This is a genomic window from Tardiphaga sp. 862_B3_N4_1, assembly GCF_051811085.1.
Taxonomy (GTDB): domain Bacteria; phylum Pseudomonadota; class Alphaproteobacteria; order Rhizobiales; family Xanthobacteraceae; genus Tardiphaga; species Tardiphaga robiniae.
The window spans coordinates 2216187-2240479 of the sequence record NZ_JBPWQB010000001.1 but is presented as its reverse complement, the minus strand read 5'-3'; the positions used below and the strand labels follow the sequence as shown (position 1 = coordinate 2240479).

The window sequence follows — 24293 nt, the reverse complement described above, 5'->3', positions numbered from 1 at the left end:
AGCCTCGTCTGGTGTAAAATATTGACGAGAGCGTTGATGATGCGGAGTCGGACATGACGCAACCTGCAAAGGTCCAGGAGCCCTCGATGGAGGAGATTCTGGCGTCGATCCGACGTATCATCGCCGACGACGAAGCGAAGCCGGCCGTCGCCGAAGTTGCTCCTCCGCCGCCGCCCAAGCCAGCTCCTGCACCCAAGCCTGCTGCGATGACAGACATCCCGCCGTCGGCGATTCCTGCCGCGCAGGCTGCTGCCGCCAAAGCACCGCCTCCAGCCCCGAAGCCCGCGCCACCGCCGCCGGAGCCTGCTGCCTCCAACAGCCAGGACGACATCGACGCGATGTTGGCCAGCTTGGAAGCCGCGACCACCGAGGAAGAGGTGCGCCCGGCGCAGCCCGACGGTGATGTGTTCGAACTGACCGACGAGATGGTGGTCGCCGACCCCGAGCCGGAACCCGCATTCCAGCATGTCGAGCCGGATGACGACCTCGAATTCGCCGAAGCTGTCGCTGCCAGCAGCCAACGACCCGCACCGCGCTTCGACCCGCCGTCCTATGATCCGCCCCCGGTCGCACCGCAGCAGCAGATCCTGTCACACAGCACCGTGTCGTCCGTGGAGTCGGCCTTCAATGCGCTGGCCAATACGGTCCTGAGCAACAACGCGCGGACCCTTGAGGATCTCGTCAAGGAGATGCTGCGTCCGATGCTGAAGTCCTGGCTGGACGACAACCTGCCGGGCCTCGTCGAGCGCATCGTCAAGGCTGAGATCGAGCGCGTCTCGCGCGGCGGCGGCCGCTAAGCCCGCGAGACAGGCAACGACGGCCTTTCAGGGCCTTCGTTTGGCCCTCCGGGGTGGTTAAACAGCCCGATATGTTGACTTGAGCCGCGCTGGCGGGTTTCTAGCGCCATCGGCTTCCTGCGTTCGCCCCAGGCCCTAAAACCGTGGCCGAAAACCCCTGATTTGATTGAATTGTCATGATCGAAAAGACCTATCAGCCTGCCGATATCGAGACCCGCATCGCCGCTGCCTGGGAAGCCGAAGGCGCGTTCAAGGCCGGCCGCGCGGACCGGGTGGATGCCGAGCCCTATACGATCGTGATCCCGCCGCCGAACGTCACCGGTTCGCTGCATATGGGCCACGCCCTCAACAACACGTTGCAGGACGTGCTCTGTCGTTTCGAGCGTATGCGCGGCCGCGACGTGCTGTGGCAGCCCGGCACCGACCATGCGGGCATCGCGACCCAGATGGTGGTCGAGCGCCAGTTGATGGAGCGCCAGGAGCCCGGTCGCCGCGACATGGGCCGCGAGGCATTTCTTGAACGCGTCTGGAAGTGGAAGGCCGAGAGCGGCGGTGTGATCGTCAATCAGTTGAAGCGCCTCGGCGCCTCCTGCGACTGGTCGCGCGAGCGCTTCACCATGGACGAGGGCCTGTCCGAGGCGGTCATCAAGGTGTTCGTGCAGTTGCACCGCGAGGGCCTGATCTACAAGGACAAGCGCCTTGTGAACTGGGATCCAAAGCTGCTGACTGCGATTTCGGATCTCGAAGTGCAGCAGGTCGAGGTCAAGGGTAACCTCTGGCATCTGCGCTATCCGCTCGAAGGCAAGAATTTCGATCCGGAAGATCCGACCTCGTTCATCACCGTTGCCACCACGCGTCCCGAGACGATGCTCGGCGACAGCGGCGTCGCCGTGAATCCGGATGACGAACGCTACACCCATCTGATCGGCAAGAACGTGGTTCTGCCGCTGGTCGGCCGCCTCATTCCGATCGTCGCCGACGAATATTCCGACCCGGAGAAGGGCTCCGGCGCGGTGAAGATCACGCCGGCACACGACTTCAACGACTTCGAAGTCGGCAACCGCCACGGCCTTGCACGCATCAGCATCCTCGATATCGAAGGCAAGCTCGCACTCGCCGACAACGAGGACTATCTCCGCGGCCTGCCGGAAGCGGCGTCGGAGCTCGTCGAAGAATTGCACGGCATGGAGCGCTTCAAGGCGCGCAAGACCATCGTGCAGCGGCTGGAAGATTTCGGCTTCCTCGAGAAGATCGAACCCAACACGCATATGGTGCCGCATGGCGACCGCTCCGGCGTCGTCATCGAGCCCTATCTGACCGACCAGTGGTACGTGGACGCCAAGACCATGGCGCAGCCGGCGATCGCCGCTGTGCGCACCGGCGCGACAGAGTTCGTGCCGAAGAACTGGGAAAAGACCTATTACGAATGGATGGAGAACATCCAACCATGGTGCATCTCGCGCCAGCTCTGGTGGGGCCATCAGATCCCGGCCTGGTACGGCCCGGATGGCAAGGTATTCGTCGCCGAAACCGAGGAAGAAGCGGTCGGCAACGCGCTCGGCTATTATGTCGAGCAGGAAGTGATCACGGAAGAGCAGGGCCACGAGATGGCGCTCGATCCAGCGAAGCGCGAGGGCTTCATCACGCGCGATGAAGACGTGCTCGATACCTGGTTCTCGTCGGCGCTGTGGCCGTTCTCGACGCTGGGCTGGCCGCAGAGCTCGGTCGATGTGGATCGCTACTATCCCACCAATGTGCTGGTCACCGGCTTCGACATCATCTTCTTCTGGGTCGCCCGGATGATGATGATGGGCATGCACTTCAAGAAGGACGTGCCGTTCCCGACCGTCTACATCCACGCCCTCGTCCGCGACGAGAAGGGCGCCAAGATGTCGAAGTCGAAGGGCAACGTCATCGATCCCCTGAACCTGATCGACCAGTACGGCGCCGACGCGCTGCGCTTCACGCTGGCTGCGATGGCCGCGCAGGGCCGCGACATCAAGCTCGCCACCCAGCGCGTCGAGGGCTATCGCAATTTCGCGACCAAGCTCTGGAATGCCTGCCGCTTCGCCGAAATGAACGAGTGTGTGCTGCCGGCCGGCTTCGATCCGACCAAAGCCAAGGAAGTGCTCAACCGCTGGATCGCGCATGAGACCGTCAAGGCGACGCGCGAAGTCACCGAAGCCATCGAAGCCTATCGTTTCAACGATGCGGCGGGCGCGGCCTATCGCTTCGTCTGGAACGTGTATTGCGACTGGTATCTCGAACTCGCCAAGCCCTTCATGATGGGCGAGGACGGTCCGGCCAAGACCGAAACCCGCGCGATGGTCGCTTGGGCCCGCGATGAGATCCTGAAGCTGCTGCATCCGTTCATGCCGTTCATCACGGAAGAACTCTGGGCCGTGACGGCGCCGCGCGACGGTCTGCTGGCGCTGGCGCCGTGGTCGCGCAAGGCGAGCGGCCTGACGCGCGAGCAGGAAGCGCTGATCATCGCGACTGCCGCGAGCGATCCGATCGTCGCACCGATCCTGATGGGCGATCCCGAACCAGTCGCCGACTTCAAGGATGACGCCGCCGAAGCCGAAATCGGCTGGGTCATCGATCTGGTGACGGAGGTTCGTTCGGTGCGTGCCGAAATGAACATCGTGCCGGCGACATTGACGCCACTGGTGCTGGCCGGCGCATCTGCCGAAACTCAGGCTCGTGCCCAGCGCTGGAGCGATGTCGTCAAGCGCCTCGCGCGTCTCGGCGACATATCCTTTGCCGATGTTGCCCCGCAGGGCGCCGTGCAGCTCCTGATCCGCGGCGAAGTCGCAGCGCTACCGCTGAAGGGTGTGATCGATCTCGGCGCCGAGAAGACGCGGCTCGACAAGGAACTCGTGAAAGCCGAAGCCGACATCAAGCGCGCCGACGCCAAGCTCTCCAACGAGAAATTCGTCGCCAACGCCGCGGAAGAGATCGTCGAGGAAGAGCGCGAGAAGCGCGAGGCAGCCGAGGCCCGCAAGGCCAAGACGCTGGAAGCGCTGGAGCGGCTCAAGAACGCGGTATGAGTTTGATCGTAGGATGGGTTTCGCGAAGACGCTCTACCCAGCCTACCGCTCACACCTTCGGAAACGGTTTGCTGAGATAACGCGAGCCGCGCACCCCATAGCGCCACGGCAGCTCGACTGCCTTGGTAATGCCGATGCGGATGCCAGCGACGATGTCCGGTACTTCGGTGCGGGCATGAATCGCGATCGGCGGCTTATCCAAAGCCAGCCCATTATGCGCGATACTGATGCCCAGCGCCTGGCAGACCTTGCCGGGTCCGGAGCACAGCATGCGCTCATCCTGCAGCCCGCGTCGCAGCTGCATCTCGCCAATCCCGAAGGTCGGTTGCAGTGCGCGGATCAGCACCGCGCTGGCCGAATCCTCGGCCTCGCAGACGAAGTTCACGCACCAGTGGATGCCGTAGGAGCGGTAGACATAGACAAAGCCGGGCGGCCCGAACATGATCTGGTTGCGCGGCGTCTGCCCGTTGAAGGAATGGGCCGCGGGCTCGGTGTGATGATAGGCCTCGACCTCGACGATCTCGCCACCGATGCCGTCCACCAAGAGCGTCGCACCGATCAGTTCGGGGGCCACATCGTGCACGCTCCGCGCGAAAAAGCTGCGTTTGAGTGCCTTGCCGAGCTTTTGAGGGGTTTGGTGAGGTTTTGGAGCCATTCTGCCCGCTATGTTATGATGCAGGGCCAGGCAAGGCGAGGGCGGGTTGCGGGAGCGCGCCCGGCGGATTACCTAAGGCTTCACTCAGAACGGACAGTTCATGGTCGTCGTCCTCGATACCGTTTCCACCACGCAGCTCCGCCCGCGTCACCCTGAAAAAGTGAATCGGCCGGATTCGTTCTCGCCGCCGAAGCCGGACTGGATCCGGGTCCGTGCGCCGACCAGCCGTGGCTATGGCGACACCCGCAAGATCGTCAAGGAAAACGGCCTCGTTACCGTGTGCGAGGAAGCCGGCTGCCCGAATATTGGCGAGTGCTGGCAGAAGAAGCACGCCACCTTCATGATCATGGGTGACACCTGCACCCGCGCCTGTGCGTTCTGCAACGTCAAGACGGGCATGCCCAACGCGCTCGACGGCATGGAGCCCGAGCATGTCGCCGAAGCCGTCCGCAAGCTCGGCCTGCATCATGTGGTGATCACCTCGGTGGACCGCGACGATCTCGCCGATGGCGGCGCCGAACATTTTGCGCAGACGATTCGTGCGATCCGCGCGGCATGTCCCACGACCACGATCGAAATCCTGACGCCTGACTTCCTGCGCAAGCCGGGCGCCCTCGAAGTCGTTGTCGCGGCGAAGCCCGACGTGTTCAATCACAATCTCGAAACCGTGCCGTCGCGCTATCTGACGGTGCGACCGGGCGCGCGTTATTTCCATTCGCTGCGCCTGCTGCAGAAGGTCAAGGAACTCGACCCGACCATCTTCACCAAGTCCGGCATCATGGTCGGCCTCGGCGAGGAGCGCTCTGAAGTGTTGCAGGTGATGGACGACATGCGCTCGGCTGATATCGACTTCCTGACCATCGGCCAGTATCTGCAGCCGACGCGCAAGCATCACGTGGTGTCGCGCTATGTCACCCCCGATGAATTCAGCGGCTATGAGAAAGTCGCCTACACCAAGGGCTTCCTGATGGTGTCGGCGAGCCCGCTGACGCGCTCGTCGCATCATGCCGGCGAGGATTTTGCCAAGCTGCAGGCTGCGCGCGCCGCTCTCGCGCGCTGAGAACGCGACGATGCCGAGATTTGCCAACAAGCGCCGCGTGCGTCACAGCGCCTCCCAGATGTTCGATCTGGTCGCCGATGTCGAGCGCTATCCGGAATTCGTGCCGTTGTGCAAGTCGCTGAAGATTCGCCAGCGCACGCCGCATGAGAATGGCACCGAGGTCATCGTTGCCGACATGACCGTGTCGTTCAAGCTGGTCCAGGAATCCTTCACCAGCCGCGTGACGCTGGATCGGCCGAACCTGAAGATCATGGTCGAATATCTGCGTGGTCCGTTCAGCAATCTCGAAAACCGCTGGACCTTTGAGCCGAAGGCTGAAGGTCAGGAATGCGACGTGGGCTTCTTCATTGCCTATGAGTTCAAGAGCCGCATGCTGGCGATGCTGATGGGAACGATGTTCGACGCGGCATTCCAGCGCTTTGCCGTAGCCTTCGAGAAGCGCGCGGACGAAGTTTATCGCAGCCCGCGCGTCTCGAGCGTTCCGTCTACTTCTTAGTCGTCGGCTTTTTTAGTGGCGCGGTCGGCCTGCGTCGTTTGACGGCGGTCCGTCGCGGCGAACGCGCCACGCGCGGGCGCGCCAGACTCGCTGCTTCGCGCTTCTTGGCTGGCGGCTGCGGGCCACGTGCCAATTCCATCAGCATCCGCAGAGCTTCAAGCACGGAACGCTGACGCACCGCGCTACGGCCAATGGCGCCAAAACGGCATTCCTTGTTGACGATGCGACCGTCACGCGACGCAACGGCAAAATGCACGAGGCCGACCGGCTTGCCCGGCGTTGCGCCTCCGGGGCCAGCGATCCCGGTGATCGACACTGCGAGGTCAACGTCGGCTTCTTCCAAAGCGCCGACGGCCATCTGGATCGCCGTCTCTTTGCTGACTGCACCAAAGCTGTCGAGCGTCGCCGTCTTGACGCCGAGCATCGCGTGTTTGGCGGCATTGGAATAGGTGACGAAGCCGCGATCGATCACGTCGGACGAGCCGGGAATTTCGGTCAGTGCGCCAGCGACGAGGCCGCCGGTGCAGGACTCGGCGGTCGCGATCGTCAGCTTGCGGCTGCGGCAGAGATCGAGCAGCGCGCGGGAGAGGGCTCGTGCGTCGCTCGCTGCCATGTCAGTCCATCCAGGGAAGGCGAATGGTAGCAGCCGCAGTCGCGGCGATACCTTCTTCACGGCCGGTGAAGCCGAGACGTTCGCTGGTGGTCGCCTTCACCGCGACGCGTGACAATGCCACACCGGAGATCTCGCTGATCTTCGCGCGCATCGCATCGCGTAGCGGGCCAATCTTGGGCCGTTCGCAGATCAGCGTTACTTCGAGATTGGCGATACGGCCGCCACGTGCGATGACGCGGTCCACGGCGTATTTCAAGAACTTGTCGGACGCCGCGCCCTTCCATTGCGGATCGGTCGGCGGGAAGTGCGAACCGATATCGCCGTCAGCCAGCGCGCCCAGGATCGCATCGACCAGCGCATGCAAGCCGACGTCGCCATCTGAGTGAGCAAGGAAGCCGCGCGTATGCGGCACACGGACGCCGCAGATCATCAGGTGATCGCCGTCGCCGAAGGCGTGCACGTCATAGCCCGTGCCCATGCGGATATCGCCGAGCGAGGCGGCGAGACGCGCTTCTTCGCGAATGAAATCTTCGGGAGTCGTGAGCTTCATATTTGCAAGATCGCCTTCAAAGGTTGCCACGGTCAATCCCGCCCATTCGGCGAGCGCGGCATCGTCGGTGAAATCATCGCGGCCTTCCTTTGCAGCACGACGATGCGCTTCAAGGATGACATCAAAACGAAATGCCTGTGGCGTTTGCGCGCTGCGCAAGCGTGCACGGTCCGGCGTCGCTTCCACGTGTCCGGCCTCGTTGACCTGTTTGATCGTATCGGTAACGGCGACACCGGGCACGGCAGCGCCAGTGATCTGCGCCGCGGCAATCGCGCGCTCGATCAAAGCAGGGGTTACGAACGGGCGGGCTGCATCGTGAATCAGCACGATGTCCGGCGCGTGATCTGCCAGTGCTTCGAGTCCGGCATGCACCGACGCCTGACGCGTCGCACCGCCATTGGCAGGAACATGATACCTTAAATCGCTGACCGCCTCGTTGAACACAGCGATATCGTCAGGATTGGTGATCGGCTGGACCGCAAAGACCTGGGGATGGTTGCAAAACGGCTCCATAGCCCGCGAAATAACGCTGCGGCCTCCGATCATGCGATATTGCTTCGGTCCACCAGCGCCGGCGCGGAGGCCGCGGCCGGCGGCAACGATAATGACGGCTGTCTTCAAACCGGCAGGATTAGGTGATTTTGTCATCAGGGTCAGGTGATTAAGGGGTAAGCGGTGATCGCACAGCCCTTAGCACGGCCGCGGGCAAAAACAGTATGATTACATTCTCGTGGCTGCATAAGAGTGCATTGCTGCACTGCACTTGCAAAATGAGCGCATCTGTCTAATGTGTAGGCATGACGGTTGACTGCACAACAAATGTGCGCATTATGCGCCCTATGCCCGCAATGCAGCGGACGAGACAACGACGAGCAGGTCTGTGACCACCCCGGACTCAGTATACAGCAAGCCGTTACGAATCGGTGGCATCGAGATCGCCAACCGGGTCGTTCTGGCGCCGATGTCGGGTATCACCGATGCGCCATTCCGGCGGCTCACCGCCGAACTCGGGGCCGGCCTCGTCGTGTCAGAAATGACCGCCAGCGACGATCTCGTCAATGGTCGTCCCATGTCGGTATTGCGCTGCGAAGCGACCGGGATCGGGCCCCATGTGGTCCAGCTGGCCGGCTGTGAGACCCACTGGATGGCCGAGGGGGCCCGTGTGGCCGAAGCCGCCGGCGCCGACATCATCGATATCAATATGGGCTGCCCGGCGCGGCATGTGACCGGCGGCCAGTCGGGCTCCGCGCTGATGCGCGACCTCGACCACGCATTGAAGCTGATCGAGGCGACCATCGCTGCCGTGAAAGTACCCGTGACCCTGAAGATGCGTCTGGGCTGGGACGATCGCATGCTGAACGCGCCTGAGCTGGCGCAGCGCGCAGAGCAGGCGGGTGTGCAGCTTATCACCGTGCATGGTCGCACCCGTTGCCAGTTCTACAAGGGCGAAGCCGACTGGAGCGCCGTGCGCCCGGTGAAGGACGCCGTCAGCATTCCCGTCATCGTCAATGGTGACATTACGTCCTACGACAAGGCCGTGAGTGCGCTGAAGATGTCCGGTGCCGATGCCGTCATGATGGGTCGCGGAGCTCAGGGAATGCCCTGGTTGCCCGGCCAAATCGGCCGACGTCTTGAAACCGGCATCGCGGAAGCCGCGCCGTCGCTGCAGCAGCAACTCGCTTATATCTGCGCCCTCTACGACGACGTGGTCCGTCACTACGGCATGCGCATCGGCCTGCGCCACGCGCGCAAACATCTCGGCTGGGCACTCGATGCGGCCGCAGCTACGAGCTGCGCGCCGACCGAGACCCTGAAGACCTGGCGACAGAAGATCCTTACATCCGAAGATCCCTCCGGTGTGCAGCGGTCTCTGAATGACGCTTTTGATGATTTCGCATGGAGTGCTGCCGCATGAACGCCGCAGAGCACCGTCGTCCTGTCCCGACCGACAGTGAGGCCATTCTCAACGCACTACCGAATCCGGTGATCCTGATCGCACCCGACGGCAAGATCGTCGACGCCAATATGGCTGCGGAATCCTTTTTCGAGATTTCTACGCAATTCCTGCGCAGGCAGTCTCTGAAAGAACTGGTGCCATTCGGCAGTCCGCTGCTGGCGCTGATCGATCAGGTTCGCGCCGCCGGTTCGCCGGTGAACGAATACAAGGTGGATCTGGGCACACCGCGCATCGGCGGCGACCGTCAGGTCGATCTGCATGTCGCGCCGCTCACCGAGCGTCCGGGCCATATTGTGGTGATGCTGCAGGAGCGCACCATCGCCGACAAGATGGATCGACAGCTCACCCATCGCAGCGCTGCGCGTTCGGTGATCGCGCTGGCGGCCATGCTGGCGCATGAGATCAAGAATCCGCTGTCGGGCATTCGCGGAGCCGCTCAGCTACTTGAGCAGTCGGCATCGTCGGAAGACCGCATGCTGACACGCCTGATCATGGACGAAGCCGATCGCATCGTGACGCTGGTCGATCGCATGGAAGTGTTCGGCGACGACCGCCCGGTGGCGCGTGGCCCGGTCAACATTCACTCCGTCCTCGATCACGTGAAGCGCCTCGCGCAGTCCGGCTTCGCCCGCAACATCCGCTTCATCGAGGATTACGACCCGTCGCTGCCGCCGGTGCTGGCCAATCAGGACCAGCTCATCCAGGTGTTCCTGAATCTGGTGAAGAACGCTGCCGAAGCCATCGTCGATCTCGGTTCCGACGGTGAGATCCAGCTCACCACCGCGTTCCGGCCGGGCGTGCGGCTGTCGGTGCCGGGCAAGAAATCGCGCGTCTCGCTGCCGCTGGAGTTTTGCGTCAAGGACAACGGCCCTGGCGTTCCCGAAGATCTTCTGCCCAACCTGTTCGATCCCTTCGTCACCACCAAGCCCACCGGAAGCGGCCTGGGTCTTGCATTGGTTGCGAAGATTGTCGGCGATCACGGTGGGATCATCGAATGTGAATCTCAGCCACGAAAGACGACTTTTCGCGTGCTGTTGCCGATGTTCAACCCCGCTAAGAAATTGGACGACAAGACCCTTGATCCGAGCAGCGCCGATGCCCCCGCGGCAACGACGCACACCTCACAGACGTAAGACGAGGACTAACGATGGCTGCAGGTAGCATTCTGGTTGCGGACGATGATACGGCGATCCGCACCGTCCTCAATCAAGCGCTGTCGCGCGCCGGATATGAGGTTCGCCTGACCGGGAACGCAGCCACGTTGTGGCGCTGGGTCAGCCAGGGCGAGGGCGACCTTGTGATCACCGACGTGGTGATGCCTGACGAGAACGCGTTCGATCTGCTGCCGCGTATCAAGAAGATGCGGCCCAATCTGCCGGTTATCGTGATGAGCGCGCAGAACACCTTCATGACCGCGATCCGCGCCTCCGAGCGCGGTGCCTATGAATATCTGCCGAAGCCGTTCGATCTGAAGGAATTGATCGCCATCGTCGGTCGCGCACTGTCCGAGCCGAAGGAGCGTGTCGCAAGCCACGCCGATGACGGCGAGTTCGACTCGATCCCGCTGGTCGGCCGTTCGCCGGCGATGCAGGAAATCTACCGCGTCCTCGCCCGCCTGATGCAGACCGATCTGACGGTGATGATCTCCGGCGAGTCCGGCACCGGCAAGGAACTGGTGGCCCGCGCGCTGCACGACTACGGCAAGCGCCGCAATGGCCCGTTCGTTGCGGTCAACATGGCGGCGATCCCGCGCGATCTCATCGAGTCCGAATTGTTCGGCCACGAGCGCGGTGCGTTCACCGGCGCCAATGCCCGCGCCACCGGCCGTTTCGAGCAGGCTGAAGGGGGCACGCTGTTCCTGGACGAAATCGGCGACATGCCGATGGAAGCCCAGACCCGTTTGCTGCGCGTGTTGCAGCAGGGCGAATACACGACCGTTGGCGGCCGCACGCCGATCAAGACCGACGTGCGGATCGTCGCCGCCTCCAACAAGGATCTGCGTATCCTGATCCAGCAGGGCCTGTTCCGCGAGGATCTGTTCTTCCGCCTCAACGTCGTGCCGCTGCGCCTGCCGCCGCTGCGCGAGCGCATCGAGGATCTGCCCGATCTGATCCGCCACTTCTTTGCACTCGCGGAGAAGGACGGCCTGCCGCCGAAGAAGCTCGACGCCTTGGCGCTCGAGCGCATGAAGCAGCATCGCTGGCCGGGCAACGTTCGCGAACTGGAAAACCTCGCGCGCCGTCTGGCAGCACTCTATCCGCAGGATGTCATTACCGGCTCGGTGATCGACGGCGAACTGGCGCCGCCCGCTGTGGCCTCGGGTGGTAGTGCGCCGACCGGCGTGGACAATCTGGGCGGGGCCGTCGAGGTCTATCTGTCCTCGCACTTCTCCGGCTTCCCGAACGGCGTGCCGCCGCCGGGTCTCTATCACCGCATTCTCCGCGAGATCGAGGTGCCGCTACTGACCGCAGCACTGGCCGCGACCCGAGGCAACCAGATCCGCGCTGCGGATCTGCTCGGCCTCAATCGCAACACCCTGCGGAAGAAGATTCGCGATCTCGATATCCAAGTCTATCGAACCGGCGGCTGATCCCGGCAGCGGGATCGAGCAATTCCAGGGTTTGAGACGCAAAAACACACGAAAACGCAGAGTATGCGTTTTCGTTGGCTGGTCTGCGCCGTGGATTTGTCGTAATTGGGCAACATTGTTGTATGATTGCATCAGTGCGGTCCGGGCTGTTTCCGGCAGCCGCACGGCGTCCACGCTCACCACATTGTCGGAATGACCAGCGCAGACACGTCGGCTACAGCCTATGAACCGTCGATGGCGGAGCCGCGCAGGTGGACCCTGCGGCGGCTGTTCGTGCCATTGGCTGTCGGCCTGGCACTCCTGTCGTCATGCCTGACCTTCCTCGTCCTGAACGGCCTCACGCCCATCGCGCCGACCCATCAGGTCGTCGTTACCTTCCTGCTGATCAATGCCGCCAGCGTCTTGCTGCTGGTCCTGATCATTGCGCGGGAGATCTGGAAGGTTGTCCAGGCGCGCCGCAGGGGCAGGGCGGCGGCCCGGCTGCATGTCCAGATCGTCAGCCTGTTCTCGGTGATCGCCGTGCTGCCGGCGGTGCTGGTCTCGATCGTTGCCAATGTGACCCTCGACCGCGGCCTCGACCGGCTGTTCTCCGGCCCGACCAAGGCGGTCATCAACAATTCGCTCGTGATTGCCAGCGCCTATCTGCACGAGCACGGCCAGTTGATTGGCGGCGATATCCTCGGTATGGCCGACGATCTCGCGCGCATCCAACCGCTTTTCTATCAGGACCGCGGTACGTTCCGTTCGTTGATGCTGGCAAATGCAACCGCGCGCAATCTGCCGGGCGCCATGTTGATCGACAAGGATCGCAACGTCATCGAACCCGACCAGCCCGGCATCAAACAGGAATTCTCACCGCCGCCGGCAGACTTCCTCGTCAATGTCAGCGCGTCCGAGCCGGCCATCGCTGTAATCCCCGAGGGAAATTACGTCGCCGCCGTGATCCGGTTGCGAGCGTTCGACAATATGTTCCTCTATGTCGCCCGCAAGCTCGATCCGCGCGTGGTCGCGCAGATGAACCAGAGCCAGGCTGGCGCAGCCGAATATGCCGAACTGGAATCGCGCAGGCTCGGCATTCAGGTCGCCTTCGCGCTGATGTTCACCGTGATCGCACTGACGGTGCTGATGTCCGCCGTGCTGATCGGACTGAATTTCGCCAACTGGCTGGTGGCGCCGATCCGCCGCCTGATGGGCGCAGCGAACATGGTCTCGACCGGTGATCTTCATGTTCAGGTGCCGGTGATCCAGTCCGAGGGCGATCTCGCCCACCTAGGCGAGACCTTCAACAAGATGACGCAGGAGCTGCGCACCCAGCGTGACGAACTGGTCAGCGCCAGCGACGTCATCGACAGCCGCCGCCGTTTCATCGAGGCCGTGTTGTCATCGGCCAGCGCCGGCATCATCGGCGTCGATGGCTCGAACATGATCGGCATTCTCAACCGCTCGGCCGAGAAACTGGTCGGACATTCGGAGTCCGAGACGCTGGGCCATCCGCTGCACGAGATCATTCCCGAGCTCGACGAATTGATGCAGACCGCCCGCGAGGGATCGCAGCGGCTGGTGCAGGGGCAGGTGACGATCACCCGCGACGGGCAGGAGCGCAATCTGTCGGTGCGCGTCAGCGCCGAACAGACCAGCCAGTCGCGCGACAGCTACATCATCACCCTCGACGACATCACCGAACTCGTCTCGGCACAGCGCACCTCGGCCTGGGCCGACGTGGCGCGCCGCATCGCGCATGAGATCAAAAATCCGCTGACACCGATCCAGCTCTCCGCCGAGCGCATCAAGCGCAAGTTCGGCAAGGTGATCGTCGACGACAAGGCGATCTTCGAACAATGCACCGACACCATCGTCCGGCAGGTCGACGATATCCGGCGCATGGTCGACGAATTTTCGCGCTTTGCGCGCATGCCCAAGCCCGTGATCGAGGGTGAGGATGTCGCCGACACTGTGCGTCAGGCCGTATTCCTGATGCGGGTCGGTCACCCCGACCTCGACATCTCCGCCGAGATCAAGGAAGAGCCGATGCGCGCGCGGTTCGACCGCCGACTGATCTCGCAGGCGCTCACCAATATCATCAAGAATGCGACAGAGGCGATCGAGGCCGTGCCGCCAGAAGAACTCGGCAAAGGTCGTATTGATGTCACAGCGTCGCGCGAGAACGACATGATCTTGATCGACGTGATCGACAACGGCATCGGTCTGCCGACCGTCAACAGGTCGCGTTTGCTCGAACCCTATGTCACGACTCGCGAGAAGGGCACTGGCCTCGGCCTCGCGATCGTCGGCAAGGTGCTCGAGGATCATGGTGGAGGCATCGAACTTGGCGACGCATCGAGTGTTCGTCCAGGACAGCGCGGTGCCTGGATGCGGCTGCGGTTTTCTATCTCTGGTCAGAAGGCTGACGCGGACAAGAGTGAACCGGAAGCCCCGCCTGATGACGAACCGAAGATCAAAACTGCTACCGGCAACTGACAAGAATAAACGTGACCAGGATATTTTGACCCATGGCAAATGACATTCTGATCGTCGACGACGAAGCCGATATTCGCGATCTTGTTGCGGGCATTCTGGACGATGAGGGCTTCACCACCCGCACCGCACGAGACAGCGATTCCGCGCTCGCGGAAATCGCCAATCGCCGCCCCAACATGGTGTTTCTCGACATCTGGCTGCAGGGCAGCAAGCTCGACGGCCTGCAACTGCTCGAGCAGGTCAAACGCGACAATCCCGAATTGCCTGTGGTGATGATCTCAGGCCACGGCAATATCGAAACCGCTGTCGCGGCAATCAAGCGCGGCGCCTATGACTTCATCGAGAAGCCATTCAAGGCTGACCGGCTGATCCTTGTCGCGACGCGCGCGCTGGAAACCTCGCGCCTGAAACGCGAAGTCAAGGAACTGAAGCAACTCGCACCGGTCGCCAATTCGCTGACGGGGCGCTCGGCCGCCATGAACCAGCTGCGCCAGACCATCGATCGCGCCGCGAAGGCCAATAGCCGCATTCTGATCGTCGGCCCGTCGGGCGCCGGCAAGGAGCTCGCCGCGCGCACGCTGCACACGGCCTCTGCCCGCTCCACGGGGCCGTTCGTCGTCATCAACGCTGCGGCGATTACGCCGGAGCGCATGGAAGTCGAACTGTTCGGCATCGAACAGTCCAATGGCGAACAGGCGCGTAAGGCAGGAGCCCTAGAGGAGGCTCATGGTGGCACGCTATTCATCGACGAGATCGGCGATCTGCCGCGCGAGACCCAGAACAAGATCCTGCGCGTGCTGGTCGATCAGACTTTCATGCGGGCAGGGGGAACCACCAAGGTCAATGTCGACGTCCGCATCATTTCGTCGACCGCGCGCAATCTCGAAGAGGAAATCGCCGAAGGTCGTTTCCGTGAGGATCTTTATCATCGCCTCTCGGTGGTGCCGATCCGCGTGCCGCCGCTGTCTGAGCATCGCGAGGATATTCCGGAGCTCATCGAATATTTCATGGAGCAGATCTCCATCGCGACGGGCCTGCCGAAGCGGCAGATCGGCGAGGACGCCATGGCTGTCCTGCAATCCCATGTCTGGCCGGGCAATATCCGCCAGCTTCGCAACAACGTCGAACGCGTCATGATCCTGGCCGGCGGCGGGCCGGAAGTAATCATCACCGCCGACATGCTGCCGCAGGACGTGGGCTCGATGGTGCCGTCGATGCCGACCAGCAACAATGGCGAACACATCATGGGCCTGCCGCTGCGCGAAGCCCGCGAAGTGTTCGAACGCGATTATCTGATTGCGCAGATCAGCCGTTTTTCGGGTAATATCTCGCGCACCGCTGAATTCGTCGGCATGGAGCGCTCCGCTTTGCACCGCAAGCTCAAGGCGCTCGGCGTCGGCTAAATCACTCACCTCACCTCAAGCTTCAACTCAAGCCTCGGAACGAACATGTCGCGCATCGCCTATGTGAATGGTCAATACGTCAACCTGCGCGATGCCGCCGTGAACGTCGAGGACCGCGGCTATCAGTTCGCTGATGGCATTTACGAGGTCTGCGAGATCATCGGCGGCAAGATGGTCGATTTTCCTCGCCATATTGCGCGCATGCAGCGCTCGTTGCGGGAATTGCGCATCGCCGAGGCCATGGCGCTGACATCGCTCAAGGTGGTGATGCAGGAAGTCATTCGCCGCAATCGCATCAATTACGGCATCGTCTATCTGCAGATCAGCCGCGGCGTCGCCCATCGCGATCACGGATTTCCGTCGCCGGACGTGAAGCCAAGTGTGGTCGTGACGGCGAAATCGCTCAACTTCGCCAAGAACCAGGCGACTGCTGCCAAGGGCGTGAAGGTCATCACCACGGCGGAGAATCGCTGGCCGCGCGTCGACATCAAGACCGTTGGCCTGCTGCCCAATGTGCTGGCGCGACAGGAAGCCCGCGACAAGGGCGCCTATGAAGCCTGGTATGTCGACGCCGACGGTTTCGTCACGGAGGGCGCGTCGTGCAACGCCTGGATCGTCACCAAGGACGGCAAGGTGGTGACGCGCACGGCCGCGTCAGGCATTCTCGCAGGCATCACCCGCGCCGTGCTGATCGAGGTCCTGGCATCGATGCAGCTCAAGCTGGAAGAGCGGAACTTCACACCGGCAGAGGCTTATGACGCCGCAGAAGCCTTCGTCTCGTCGGCGAGTCAGATCGTGATGCCGGTCATCAATATCGACGGCAAACCGATCGGTGACGGCAAGCCTGGTGGTATCGCGACGCGCCTGAGGCAGGAATTCCATAAATTCGCAGCGATTTCATAAAATTTGCCGGGCTTTTAGGCACCAATTCCGCGTTCCGGCTTGCCTAAAAAGCGCGCCTGCCGTCTAATCACGTCGTCGCGCTCCCGGAGGGGGATCTCAGGGGAAAGTGCGGCAGCTTGGTAAGGCCCCGGAGAGGGCTGCGCCGGGTTCAAAAAAAGCAACAAAACAGACTGCGGGATTAAAAAAAATGGCGGCAGACCGCGCACAAAATCTACAGGACACCTTCCTCAACCACGTACGCAAGACCAAGACTCCGCTCACGATCTTTCTGGTGAACGGCGTCAAATTGCAGGGCATTGTCACCTGGTTCGATAATTTCTGTCTTCTGCTCCGGCGCGACGGACACTCGCAGCTGGTGTATAAGCATGCGATCTCGACCATCATGCCGGGCGCACCGATTCAGCTTTTTGAGGGTGGCGAGGATCCGGCTTGAGCGAACTCCTGAGAGACGCTTGATTGGAATTTCGTAGCTTCGAAGGCAATGCTGCCGACCGACCCTCGGCCAGCAGCGAATCGACCGGCCGCGTTCTCGTGGTCGGTCCTTACCTGCGCGAACGGCGGGGCGACGCCGACGCGCAAGCCTATTCTCATGTCCGCGATACGGAAGCCCGGCTCGAAGAGGCGGTCGGTCTCGCACGCGCCATCGACCTCACCGTGGTCGAGGCCGTCGCCGCGCCGCTGAGCCAGATCCGCCCGGCCACCTATCTCGGCAAGGGCAAGGTCGAGGAGATCGCCGGCCTGATCGCGGCGAACGAGATCGGCATCGTGGTGATGGATTGCGCGCTGTCGCCGATCCAGCAGCGCAATCTCGAAAAGGAACTGAAGGCCAAGGTGCTCGACCGTACCGGTCTCATCCTTGAAATCTTCGGCCGCCGTGCCAAGACCAAAGAAGGCACGCTGCAGGTCGAGCTCGCGCATCTCAATTATCAGCGCAGCCGTCTCGTCCGTTCATGGACCCATCTGGAACGCCAGCGCGGCGGTTTCGGCTTCATGGGCGGCCCCGGCGAAACCCAGATCGAGGCGGATCGCCGCATGATCGGCGACCGCATCGCGCGGCTCGAAGCCGATCTGAAGAAGGTCCAGGCGACGCGGCGCCTGCATCGCGCCGGTCGCCAGCGCGTGCCATATCGCGTCGTCGCTCTCGTCGGCTACACCAATGCCGGCAAGTCGACGCTGTTCAACCGTCTGACTCGCGCCGACGTGCAGGCCGAGGACATGCTGTTTGCGACCCTCGATCCGACATTGCGTGCGCTGACGCTGCCGCATGGCGGCAAGGCGATGCTGTCGGACACGGTGGGCTTCATCTCCAACCTGCCGACCCAGCTCGTTGCGGCCTTCCGCGCGACGCTGGAAGAAGTGCTTGAAGCCGACATCATCCTGCATGTCCGCGACATCTCGCATGAAGACGCGGACGCTCAGCAGAGCGACGTCGACAAGGTTTTGCGCCAGCTCGGCATCGACACCGATGCGTCAGCGCGCATCCTGGAAGTCTGGAACAAGATCGATCGTTTCTCGCCGGACGAGCGTAAGAACCTCGCCAATATCGCTGCCCGCCGTCCGCCCGGGAAGCCGTGCTTCATGGTCTCGGCGGAGACAGGCGAGGGCATCGATGCGCTGCTCAACGCCATCGAGGAACGGCTTGCCGCTGCACGCGTCACGCTGGATCTGCAAATCGATGCCGCCGATGGCGCCGGCGTGAGCTGGCTGCACCGCAATGCCGAGATTCTCGTGAAGGAACTGCACGACGGACATTTCGACATGGTGGTCCGCGTCGACGAGACCAAGCGCGATGTGGTGATGAGTAAGTATGGCGCGGTGTTGCATCCCGTGGAATACTGACGGCTACTCCGCGCCCTTCGCCTCATTCCACAGCGCATCCATCTCCTCGAGCGACGCCTCCTGCAGGGTCCGTCCCTTCGCCGCCAGTGCCTGTTCGATATAGCCAAAACGTCGCTCGAACTTCACGTTGGTGCCGCGTAATGCGAGCTCCGGATCTGCCTTCACATGCCGCGCGAGATTGACCAGCGCGAACATCAGATCGCCGGTCTCGGCCGCCACTTCGCTCTGGTCGCCGCGATCGAGTGCGGCTTCGATCTCGTCGGCTTCCTCGCGGATTTTCGCCAGCACGGCACGCGGATCATTCCAGTCGAAGCCGACGCTGGAGGCTTTTGTTTGCAGCTCCATGGCCTGGCTCAACGCGGGTTGCCCGGCCTTGACGCTGGCAAGGAACGAGGAGGGCGGCGTGGCCTCAACGCCGCGCCGGGCGGCGCGTTCAGCCTTTTCCTCGGCCTTGATACGCCCCCACGTCCCCTTCACATCAGTCGGTGCAATCTTGCCATCCTTGCCGGGAAACACATGCGGATGCCGGCGGATCATCTTGCGGGTGATCGCCTCCACGACGTCGCCGAAAGCGAAGGCGTTCTGCTCTTCGGCCATCCGGGCGTGGAACACCACCTGCAGCAGGAGATCGCCGAGTTCGTCGCAGAGGTCGTGGAGATCGTGCCTAACGATGGCATCGGCGACCTCATAGGCCTCCTCGATCGTATAGGGCGCGATACTCGCGAAATCCTGCTCCAGATCCCATGGGCACCCCGTCACGGGCGTGCGCAACTGGGCCATGATCTCGATCAGGCCGGCGATATCGCGGGAAGGGGTCATGAGGCACCACGGTTCACAGCAGGAGCCTTTGCTATGCCGCAGGACGGCGGCGTGGCCCAGCGGAAATGCCCGGTTTTGCCTGTCTTTCACACAGGGCTGCAGAGTGCTATCTGCAGCCGATGAGCGACACTTTCCCAGATCAAACCGCGCTGGTGCTGTTCTCCGGCGGCCAGGATTCCGCAACCTGTCTGGCCTGGGCGCTGGCGCGCTTCAAGCGCGTCGAGATGCTCGGCTTCGCTTACGGCCAGCGCCACGCCATCGAACTCGACAGCCGCGACAAGCTGCTGGCGGGCGTGAAGGCCTTGAATGCTGATTGGGCCACGAAACTCGGTGACAGCCACACGCTGGACATCCCGACGCTATCAGCCATCTCCGACACCGCGCTGACGCGTGACGTCGCCATCGAGATGGGGGCCGACGGCCTGCCCAATACGTTTGTGCCCGGCCGCAATCTGGTGTTCCTGACATTCGCGGCAGCGCTGGCCTATCGACGCGGCATCACCCACATCATCGGCGGCATGTGCGAGACGGATTACTCCGGCTATCCCGATTGTCGCGACGACACCATCAAGGCGCTGCAGCAGGCGCTCAATCTCGGCATGGCCAAGAATTTCACGCTGCACACGCCGCTGATGTGGCGCGACAAGGCGGCGACCTGGGCGCTGGCGCATGAGGTCGGCGGGCAGGGCCTCGTCGACCTGATCCGCGAACACTCGCACACCTGCTATCTCGGTGAGCGCGGCGCGTTACACGACTGGGGCTATGGCTGCGGCAAGTGCCCGGCCTGCGAACTACGCGCCAAAGGCTGGCGCGCGTTCGCAGCCACGGCTGTCTAGACGGACAGCGACTCGCGGACCTTGGCCGCTTCAGTAGCGCTGAGGCCCGTCAGCGGCGGACGCACCCGCAGCCAATTGTCATTGTTGTCGCGCTTCGCCAGCAGCACCTTCAACGAGGGAAGCTGCGCATAGCTGGACACCGCATTGCGCGCCGCGACGATACGCTCCTGCGCAGTCGCAACCTCGGCCGCCTTGGCCGGATCCTTGTAACCATTGAACACCGTAGCGAGCTCGCGGCTCACGAGGTTGGAGGTCGCCGTGATGCAGCCGGCGCCGCCCATCGGCAGCAGCTTCAGCATCAGGGGATCGGCGCCGACCAGCACCGAGAAACCCGCGAAGCGATCGACGATGGCGCTCATATTGGCGAACTCGCCCGCGGAATCCTTGATGCCGACCACGATTTCCGGGAAGCGCTTGCGCAACCGATCGATGACGTCGAGCGAGATCGGCACCGCCGACATCTGCGGGATGTGATAGAGCACGACGCGCAGGCGCGGATCGGCGACGCGCTCGATCACAGCCGTATAGGCATCGACGATGCCATCATCGGACACGCCCTTGTAGTAGAACGGTGGCAGCATCACGACGGCCCCGACGCCACTGGCGACAGCGTGCTTTGTGAGTTCAACCGTTTCCATGATCGACGCAACACCGGTGCCCGGCAGCAGCTTCGACGGCGCGATCCCGGATTTCACCACGGCTTCCAGCAGCGCCATGCGCTCGCGTGATGACAGCGAATTGGCTTCGCCTGTCGTGCCGAGCATGGCGATGCCGGTGCAGCCGTCATCGAGCAGACGCTGGCAGTGGGAGGTGAACAGGCCCTGATCCACCGACAGGTCGGCGTTGAAGGGGGTGGTCGCGGCGCAGTAGACGCCGGTCGGGAAGGGAGCTGTCATCGTTGGGCTCTTTCGGGTGCGTGTTGCAGGAGTTCTTCTAACGAAGCGCTTATTTTTTACCTCTCCCCGCAAGCAGGGAGAGGTAAATACGTTACGGCATGATCTGGCCGCCATTCACCTCGATGACCTGACCGGTGATGTAGCTGCTCATGGTCTCGTCGGCGAGGAACTGATAGGCGCCGACGCAATCCTCGGGCGTGCCGATCCGGCCCAGCGGAATGCCCTGGCGGGCGCCTTCGAGCTGCTCCGCGGTCGAATAGCGCTGGTGGAACGGCGTCATGATCACGCCCGGCGCCACCGCATTGGCGCGCACGTTGAACGGAGCGAGTTCCTTCGCCAGCACACGCGTGATGGTCGAGACAAAACCCTTGGCCGAACCATAGAGGCCGGCGCCGCCGCTGCCGCCATTGCGGGCTGCGACCGAGGTCGTATTGATGATCGAGCCTGAACGCTGCGTCTCCATGATCTTCGCGGCCCTGCGGCAGGCGAAAAACACCGAGCCGATATTGAGATCGACCACGTCGTCATACTGTTCGTCGGTGGCATTGGCGATCGAGGTGCGGCCGAACATGGCGCCGGCATTGTTGATCAGCACGTCGATGCGGCCGAGCTTGGCATGGGCTTCGTCGATCACGCGCGCAGCTTCCGCGCGCTCCGACACGTCGCCGCGGAGCAGCTCGGCTGTGCCACCACTCGCGCGGATATTGGCGACCACTTCCTCGGCGCCTTCCGGATTGCCGTTGTAGTGCACGATCAGCCTGGCACTGAGGGCGCCGAATTTCTTCGCCACGGCAGCGCCGATGCCGGAGCTTGCGCCGATGATCACGATAGCCTTGCCGTTCAGTCCGTTGGTCACGCCTGGTCCTTTCCGATTGAGCGAGCGTTCGACCACGATTTCAGCAACCTGACAAGTTACCAGAATTTGTGCGATGCAGCACGGTATTTGATCAAGTCATGCAATTTAATTGTTGTATCTCAATGGTATAAGATAATAGCGGTCCATCCGCGCAACATTGACATGTTGACAAGTTTGCCGCCGCCTCTCATGGTCGCCGAAATTTTTGGGCGAGGAAGTGTTTCCATGCGACGGCGCTCCCGGGCGATCGGACTGTCACACGAAACCTCCGCCGCCATCCCTGTGAGCTGCGGTTTGACCGATCATGAAGCCGATTGATCCCTCTGAATTGCCTGAAGCGCCGCGTCCGCGCGGTGCCGCCGGTTCGCTCGTCGACAAGGTCTATGGCGAACTCGCGCAGCGCATCGCCAATGGCGACTACGCGCCGGACCAGAAGCTGCCCGGCGAGCACGAACTTTCCGATATGTTCGACGTCTCCCGCCCGGTACTGCGCGAAGCGCTCGGCCGGTTGCGCGAAGACGGACTGATCACGTCGCGACAGGGCGCGGGCAGTTTCGTCCAGATGCGTGCGCAGCAACAGCCACTCGGCTTCGCGCGGGTGGAGACCATCGCGGACATCCAGCGCTGCTTCGAATTCCGCATCACCATGGAAGCCGATGCCGCGCATTTTGCGGCGCTCCGACGTAGCGACGACAATCTCGGCAAGATGGAAGCAGCGCTCGGTCTGCTGCGCGAGGCGACGAAGAAGCGCAAGCATCGCGAAGACGCCGACTACGCTTTCCATCTCGCCGTGTCCGAGGCGACCAACAACCACTATTTCGCAACATCGCTGAACGCCCTCAAGGACCATGTCGCTGTCGGCATGAAGCTGCACGGCCTGTCGCTGATGGGGCCGCGGCCCGGCCTCGAACAGGTGTTCGAGGAACACAGCAGTATTTTTGAAGCGATCCGTGACCGCGACGCCGAAGCGGCGCGCACGACCATGCGTCTCCATCTCGAAAGCTCGCGCGATCGCCTGTTCGAAGGCCGTCTGCTCGACCTCTCGTTCCGGTGACGGGGAGAGTGAATTGACTGACCATACCGCATTTCTTGCAATGCTTGCCGGCATCGTCGGCGACCGACACCTGATCGGTCCCGGCGGCGATTTCGAACCTTATGTGGTCGACTGGCGCGGCCGCTATCACGGCAAGGCGCTGGCCGTGGTCAAGCCTGGCTCGACGCAGAAAGTCTCTGATGTCGTGAAGGCCTGTGCGGCTGCCGGCATCGCGATTGTCCCGCAGGGCGGCAACACCGGCATGTGCGGCGCTGCGACTCCGCTCGGCCAGCGCGACATGATCGTGTTGCGTCTTGATCGTCTCAACAAGATCCGCAGCGTCAGCCGCCTCGGCGACTCCATCGCCGTCGATGCCGGCTGCATCCTCGCCGACATCCAAAAGGCTGCCGACGATATCGACCGCCTGTTTCCGCTCAGCCTCGGCGCTGAAGGTTCGTGCCAGATCGGCGGCAATCTTTCCACCAATGCCGGCGGCACCGCCGTGTTGCGCTACGGCACCACACGCGAACTCGCGCTCGGCCTCGAAGTCGTGCTGCCCGATGGCGAGATCCTCGACGGCATGACAGCCCTGCGCAAGGACTCCACGGGCTTTGACACCAAGCAGCTCTTCATCGGCGCCGAAGGTACGCTCGGCATTATCACCGGCGCGGTGCTGAAGCTGTTTCCGAAGCCACGGGCGAGGGCGGTGTCCTTCGCCAAGCTGAGCAGCATCGATGCGGTGCTCGACCTGCTCGCGCAGGCACGTACCGAACTCGGTGATCGCATCGGCGCCTTCGAGGTGATGTCGCGCGGCCAGATCGAGGTAATCGCCGAAAACCTGCCGCTGGTGAACATCCCGTTCGAGCTGGATACGCCGTGGTATGTGCTGATCGAACTCGTCGATACGCTGGTGTCGGTGGATCTGAATGCAGCGCTCGAAGCGTTGCTCAGCAATGCCTATGAGCGCGAGCTGGTCACCGATGCGCTGGTCGCCTCCAGCGAGACGCAGGCCGCAGCGTTCTGGAAGATCCGCCACAGCGTGTCGGAGGGCAGCAAGAAGGCCGGTTACGTCATCTCGCACGATAGCGCCGTGCCCTTGTCGCAGCAGGCAACGTTCGTCACGCAGGTGGAGAAGCGCATCGCTGCCTATCGGCCCGACGCCCGCATCGTGATGCATGGCCATATCGGCGACGGCAACATCCACATCCTCGCGATCATTCCAGGCCTCGAGCAGAACCAGAAGGATCAGCTTCAGGACACGATCCGCGGCATCAACACCATCGTCGATGAAGAGACTGTTGCGCTGGGCGGCAGCATCAGTGCCGAACACGGCATCGGTATCGCCAATCGCGAGCGGCTTGCCCGCGTCACCAAGCCGACCGAGTTGCGGCTCTTGCGCAGCGTCAAGCAGATGCTCGATCCGAACGACATCATGAATCCCGGAAAAGTGCTGCCTGCCTAG

21 protein-coding genes are annotated in these 24293 nt (G+C 62.6%); 15 read left to right on the top strand and 6 right to left on the bottom strand.

Translation table 11 applies throughout. The features are described from left to right. Nucleotides 1-53: 53 nt before the first annotated feature. Together AB8B02_RS10500 and AB8B02_RS10495 are read left to right on the top strand one after the other, a co-directional pair. Entirely contained in the window at nt 54-797 is a 744-nt protein-coding gene (locus tag AB8B02_RS10500) for a PopZ family protein (protein ID WP_439063895.1), read from the top strand. A 176-nt stretch (nt 798-973) separates the two neighbouring features. Then, nucleotides 974-3847 (top strand): valine--tRNA ligase, encoded by a 2874-nt coding sequence (locus AB8B02_RS10495; RefSeq protein WP_439063894.1) that lies wholly within the window; start codon nt 974-976, stop codon nt 3845-3847. A 49-nt stretch (nt 3848-3896) separates the two neighbouring features. Here the strand turns inward: AB8B02_RS10495 and AB8B02_RS10490 are convergent, their stop codons facing one another. Further along, nucleotides 3897-4502 (bottom strand): DNA-3-methyladenine glycosylase, encoded by a 606-nt coding sequence (locus tag AB8B02_RS10490; RefSeq protein WP_439063893.1) that lies wholly within the window; start codon nt 4500-4502, stop codon nt 3897-3899. 100 nt (nt 4503-4602) lie between these two features. Between AB8B02_RS10490 and lipA the strand changes: the two genes are divergently transcribed. Then, on the top strand, nt 4603-5562 hold the full coding sequence (gene lipA / locus AB8B02_RS10485; RefSeq protein WP_439063892.1) for a lipoyl synthase: 960 nt from the start codon (nt 4603-4605) through the stop codon (nt 5560-5562). Nucleotides 5563-5572: 10 nt separating this feature from the next. Continuing rightward, on the top strand, nt 5573-6058 hold the full coding sequence (locus AB8B02_RS10480) for a type II toxin-antitoxin system RatA family toxin (protein WP_439063891.1): 486 nt from the start codon (nt 5573-5575) through the stop codon (nt 6056-6058). Here the strand turns inward: AB8B02_RS10480 and AB8B02_RS10475 are convergent. Continuing rightward, nucleotides 6048-6671: a CinA family protein gene (locus tag AB8B02_RS10475; RefSeq protein WP_093758557.1), complete on the bottom strand. Its 624-nt coding sequence runs from the start codon at nt 6669-6671 to the stop codon at nt 6048-6050. The two genes, AB8B02_RS10480 and AB8B02_RS10475, sit on opposite strands and share 11 nt — an antisense overlap. A gap of 1 nt (nt 6672) precedes the next feature. Continuing rightward, nucleotides 6673-7869: a bifunctional 2-C-methyl-D-erythritol 4-phosphate cytidylyltransferase/2-C-methyl-D-erythritol 2,4-cyclodiphosphate synthase gene (locus AB8B02_RS10470; RefSeq protein ID WP_439063890.1), complete on the bottom strand. Its 1197-nt coding sequence runs from the start codon at nt 7867-7869 to the stop codon at nt 6673-6675. A 232-nt stretch (nt 7870-8101) separates the two neighbouring features. Between AB8B02_RS10470 and dusB the strand changes: the two genes are divergently transcribed. The 8 genes from dusB (at nt 8102) to hflX (ending at nt 18391) form a co-directional block, all read left to right on the top strand. Further along, nucleotides 8102-9136, top strand: a complete 1035-nt coding sequence (gene dusB / locus AB8B02_RS10465; RefSeq protein WP_439058399.1) for a tRNA dihydrouridine synthase DusB — start codon at nt 8102-8104, stop codon at nt 9134-9136. Then, nucleotides 9133-10311 carry a two-component system sensor histidine kinase NtrB gene (locus AB8B02_RS10460; RefSeq protein ID WP_246297897.1) on the top strand — a complete coding sequence of 393 codons (1179 nt, stop codon included), beginning with the start codon at nt 9133-9135 and terminating at the stop codon, nt 10309-10311. The genes dusB and AB8B02_RS10460 overlap by 4 nt, the downstream gene beginning before the upstream one ends. Nucleotides 10312-10325: 14 nt before the next feature. Then, on the top strand, nt 10326-11768 hold the full coding sequence (gene ntrC / locus AB8B02_RS10455; protein WP_068731842.1) for a nitrogen regulation protein NR(I): 1443 nt from the start codon (nt 10326-10328) through the stop codon (nt 11766-11768). Nucleotides 11769-11960: 192 nt separating this feature from the next. Continuing rightward, complete coding sequence (locus AB8B02_RS10450; RefSeq protein ID WP_089264304.1) at nt 11961-14246, top strand: sensor histidine kinase NtrY-like; 2286 nt, start codon at nt 11961-11963, stop codon at nt 14244-14246. A gap of 32 nt (nt 14247-14278) precedes the next feature. Further along, nucleotides 14279-15649 (top strand): nitrogen assimilation response regulator NtrX, encoded by a 1371-nt coding sequence (ntrX, locus tag AB8B02_RS10445; RefSeq protein WP_089264305.1) that lies wholly within the window; start codon nt 14279-14281, stop codon nt 15647-15649. Nucleotides 15650-15694: 45 nt separating this feature from the next. Further along, nucleotides 15695-16552: a D-amino-acid transaminase gene (locus tag AB8B02_RS10440; RefSeq protein ID WP_439063889.1), complete on the top strand. Its 858-nt coding sequence runs from the start codon at nt 15695-15697 to the stop codon at nt 16550-16552. Between the two features lie 187 nt (nt 16553-16739). After that, nucleotides 16740-16985 carry an RNA chaperone Hfq gene (hfq, locus tag AB8B02_RS10435; protein WP_068731834.1) on the top strand — a complete coding sequence of 82 codons (246 nt, stop codon included), beginning with the start codon at nt 16740-16742 and terminating at the stop codon, nt 16983-16985. Between the two features lie 23 nt (nt 16986-17008). Next, nucleotides 17009-18391, top strand: coding sequence for a GTPase HflX (hflX, locus tag AB8B02_RS10430; RefSeq protein WP_439063888.1), 1383 nt, complete (start codon nt 17009-17011; stop codon nt 18389-18391). A gap of 3 nt (nt 18392-18394) precedes the next feature. On the opposite strand, the gene mazG is transcribed toward hflX, so the two are convergent. Next, on the bottom strand, nt 18395-19210 hold the full coding sequence (mazG, locus tag AB8B02_RS10425) for a nucleoside triphosphate pyrophosphohydrolase (protein ID WP_439063887.1): 816 nt from the start codon (nt 19208-19210) through the stop codon (nt 18395-18397). A gap of 119 nt (nt 19211-19329) precedes the next feature. On the opposite strand from mazG, the gene queC reads away from it, so the two are divergent. Next, a complete protein-coding gene (gene queC, locus AB8B02_RS10420; protein ID WP_439063886.1) occupies nt 19330-20046 on the top strand; it encodes a 7-cyano-7-deazaguanine synthase QueC in 717 nt (238 codons plus the stop codon). Here queC and AB8B02_RS10415 read toward each other — a convergent pair. Further along, a complete protein-coding gene (locus tag AB8B02_RS10415; RefSeq protein ID WP_439063885.1) occupies nt 20043-20942 on the bottom strand; it encodes a dihydrodipicolinate synthase family protein in 900 nt (299 codons plus the stop codon). The genes queC and AB8B02_RS10415 overlap by 4 nt on opposite strands. A gap of 91 nt (nt 20943-21033) precedes the next feature. Continuing rightward, complete coding sequence (locus tag AB8B02_RS10410) at nt 21034-21798, bottom strand: SDR family NAD(P)-dependent oxidoreductase (RefSeq protein WP_439063884.1); 765 nt, start codon at nt 21796-21798, stop codon at nt 21034-21036. Between the two features lie 304 nt (nt 21799-22102). Here AB8B02_RS10410 and AB8B02_RS10405 point away from each other — a divergent pair, with 304 nt between their 5' ends. Together AB8B02_RS10405 and AB8B02_RS10400 are read left to right on the top strand one after the other, a co-directional pair. Further along, nucleotides 22103-22852, top strand: a complete 750-nt coding sequence (locus tag AB8B02_RS10405) for a FadR/GntR family transcriptional regulator (protein WP_439063883.1) — start codon at nt 22103-22105, stop codon at nt 22850-22852. Between the two features lie 13 nt (nt 22853-22865). After that, nucleotides 22866-24293 carry an FAD-binding oxidoreductase gene (locus AB8B02_RS10400; RefSeq protein WP_439063882.1) on the top strand — a complete coding sequence of 476 codons (1428 nt, stop codon included), beginning with the start codon at nt 22866-22868 and terminating at the stop codon, nt 24291-24293.

Bases quoted from the DNA above. Each gene is read 5' to 3' on its own strand.
- AB8B02_RS10460 (WP_246297897.1), top strand. From the start codon at position 9,133: ATGAACGCCGCAGAGCACCGTCGTCCTGTCCCGACCGACAGTGAGGCC.
- AB8B02_RS10480 (WP_439063891.1), top strand. From the start codon at position 5,573: ATGCCGAGATTTGCCAACAAGCGCCGCGTGCGTCACAGCGCCTCCCAG.
- AB8B02_RS10440 (WP_439063889.1), top strand. From the start codon at position 15,695: ATGTCGCGCATCGCCTATGTGAATGGTCAATACGTCAACCTGCGCGAT.
- AB8B02_RS10405 (WP_439063883.1), top strand. From the start codon at position 22,103: ATGAAGCCGATTGATCCCTCTGAATTGCCTGAAGCGCCGCGTCCGCGC.
- AB8B02_RS10490 (WP_439063893.1), bottom strand. From the start codon at position 4,502: ATGGCTCCAAAACCTCACCAAACCCCTCAAAAGCTCGGCAAGGCACTC.
- ntrX (WP_089264305.1), top strand. From the start codon at position 14,279: ATGGCAAATGACATTCTGATCGTCGACGACGAAGCCGATATTCGCGAT.
- AB8B02_RS10495 (WP_439063894.1), top strand. From the start codon at position 974: ATGATCGAAAAGACCTATCAGCCTGCCGATATCGAGACCCGCATCGCC.
- queC (WP_439063886.1), top strand. From the start codon at position 19,330: ATGAGCGACACTTTCCCAGATCAAACCGCGCTGGTGCTGTTCTCCGGC.
- mazG (WP_439063887.1), bottom strand. From the start codon at position 19,210: ATGACCCCTTCCCGCGATATCGCCGGCCTGATCGAGATCATGGCCCAG.
- AB8B02_RS10475 (WP_093758557.1), bottom strand. From the start codon at position 6,671: ATGGCAGCGAGCGACGCACGAGCCCTCTCCCGCGCGCTGCTCGATCTC.
- ntrC (WP_068731842.1), top strand. From the start codon at position 10,326: ATGGCTGCAGGTAGCATTCTGGTTGCGGACGATGATACGGCGATCCGC.
- hfq (WP_068731834.1), top strand. From the start codon at position 16,740: ATGGCGGCAGACCGCGCACAAAATCTACAGGACACCTTCCTCAACCAC.
- AB8B02_RS10450 (WP_089264304.1), top strand. From the start codon at position 11,961: ATGACCAGCGCAGACACGTCGGCTACAGCCTATGAACCGTCGATGGCG.
- AB8B02_RS10470 (WP_439063890.1), bottom strand. From the start codon at position 7,869: ATGACAAAATCACCTAATCCTGCCGGTTTGAAGACAGCCGTCATTATC.
- lipA (WP_439063892.1), top strand. From the start codon at position 4,603: ATGGTCGTCGTCCTCGATACCGTTTCCACCACGCAGCTCCGCCCGCGT.
- AB8B02_RS10415 (WP_439063885.1), bottom strand. From the start codon at position 20,942: ATGACAGCTCCCTTCCCGACCGGCGTCTACTGCGCCGCGACCACCCCC.
- AB8B02_RS10500 (WP_439063895.1), top strand. From the start codon at position 54: ATGACGCAACCTGCAAAGGTCCAGGAGCCCTCGATGGAGGAGATTCTG.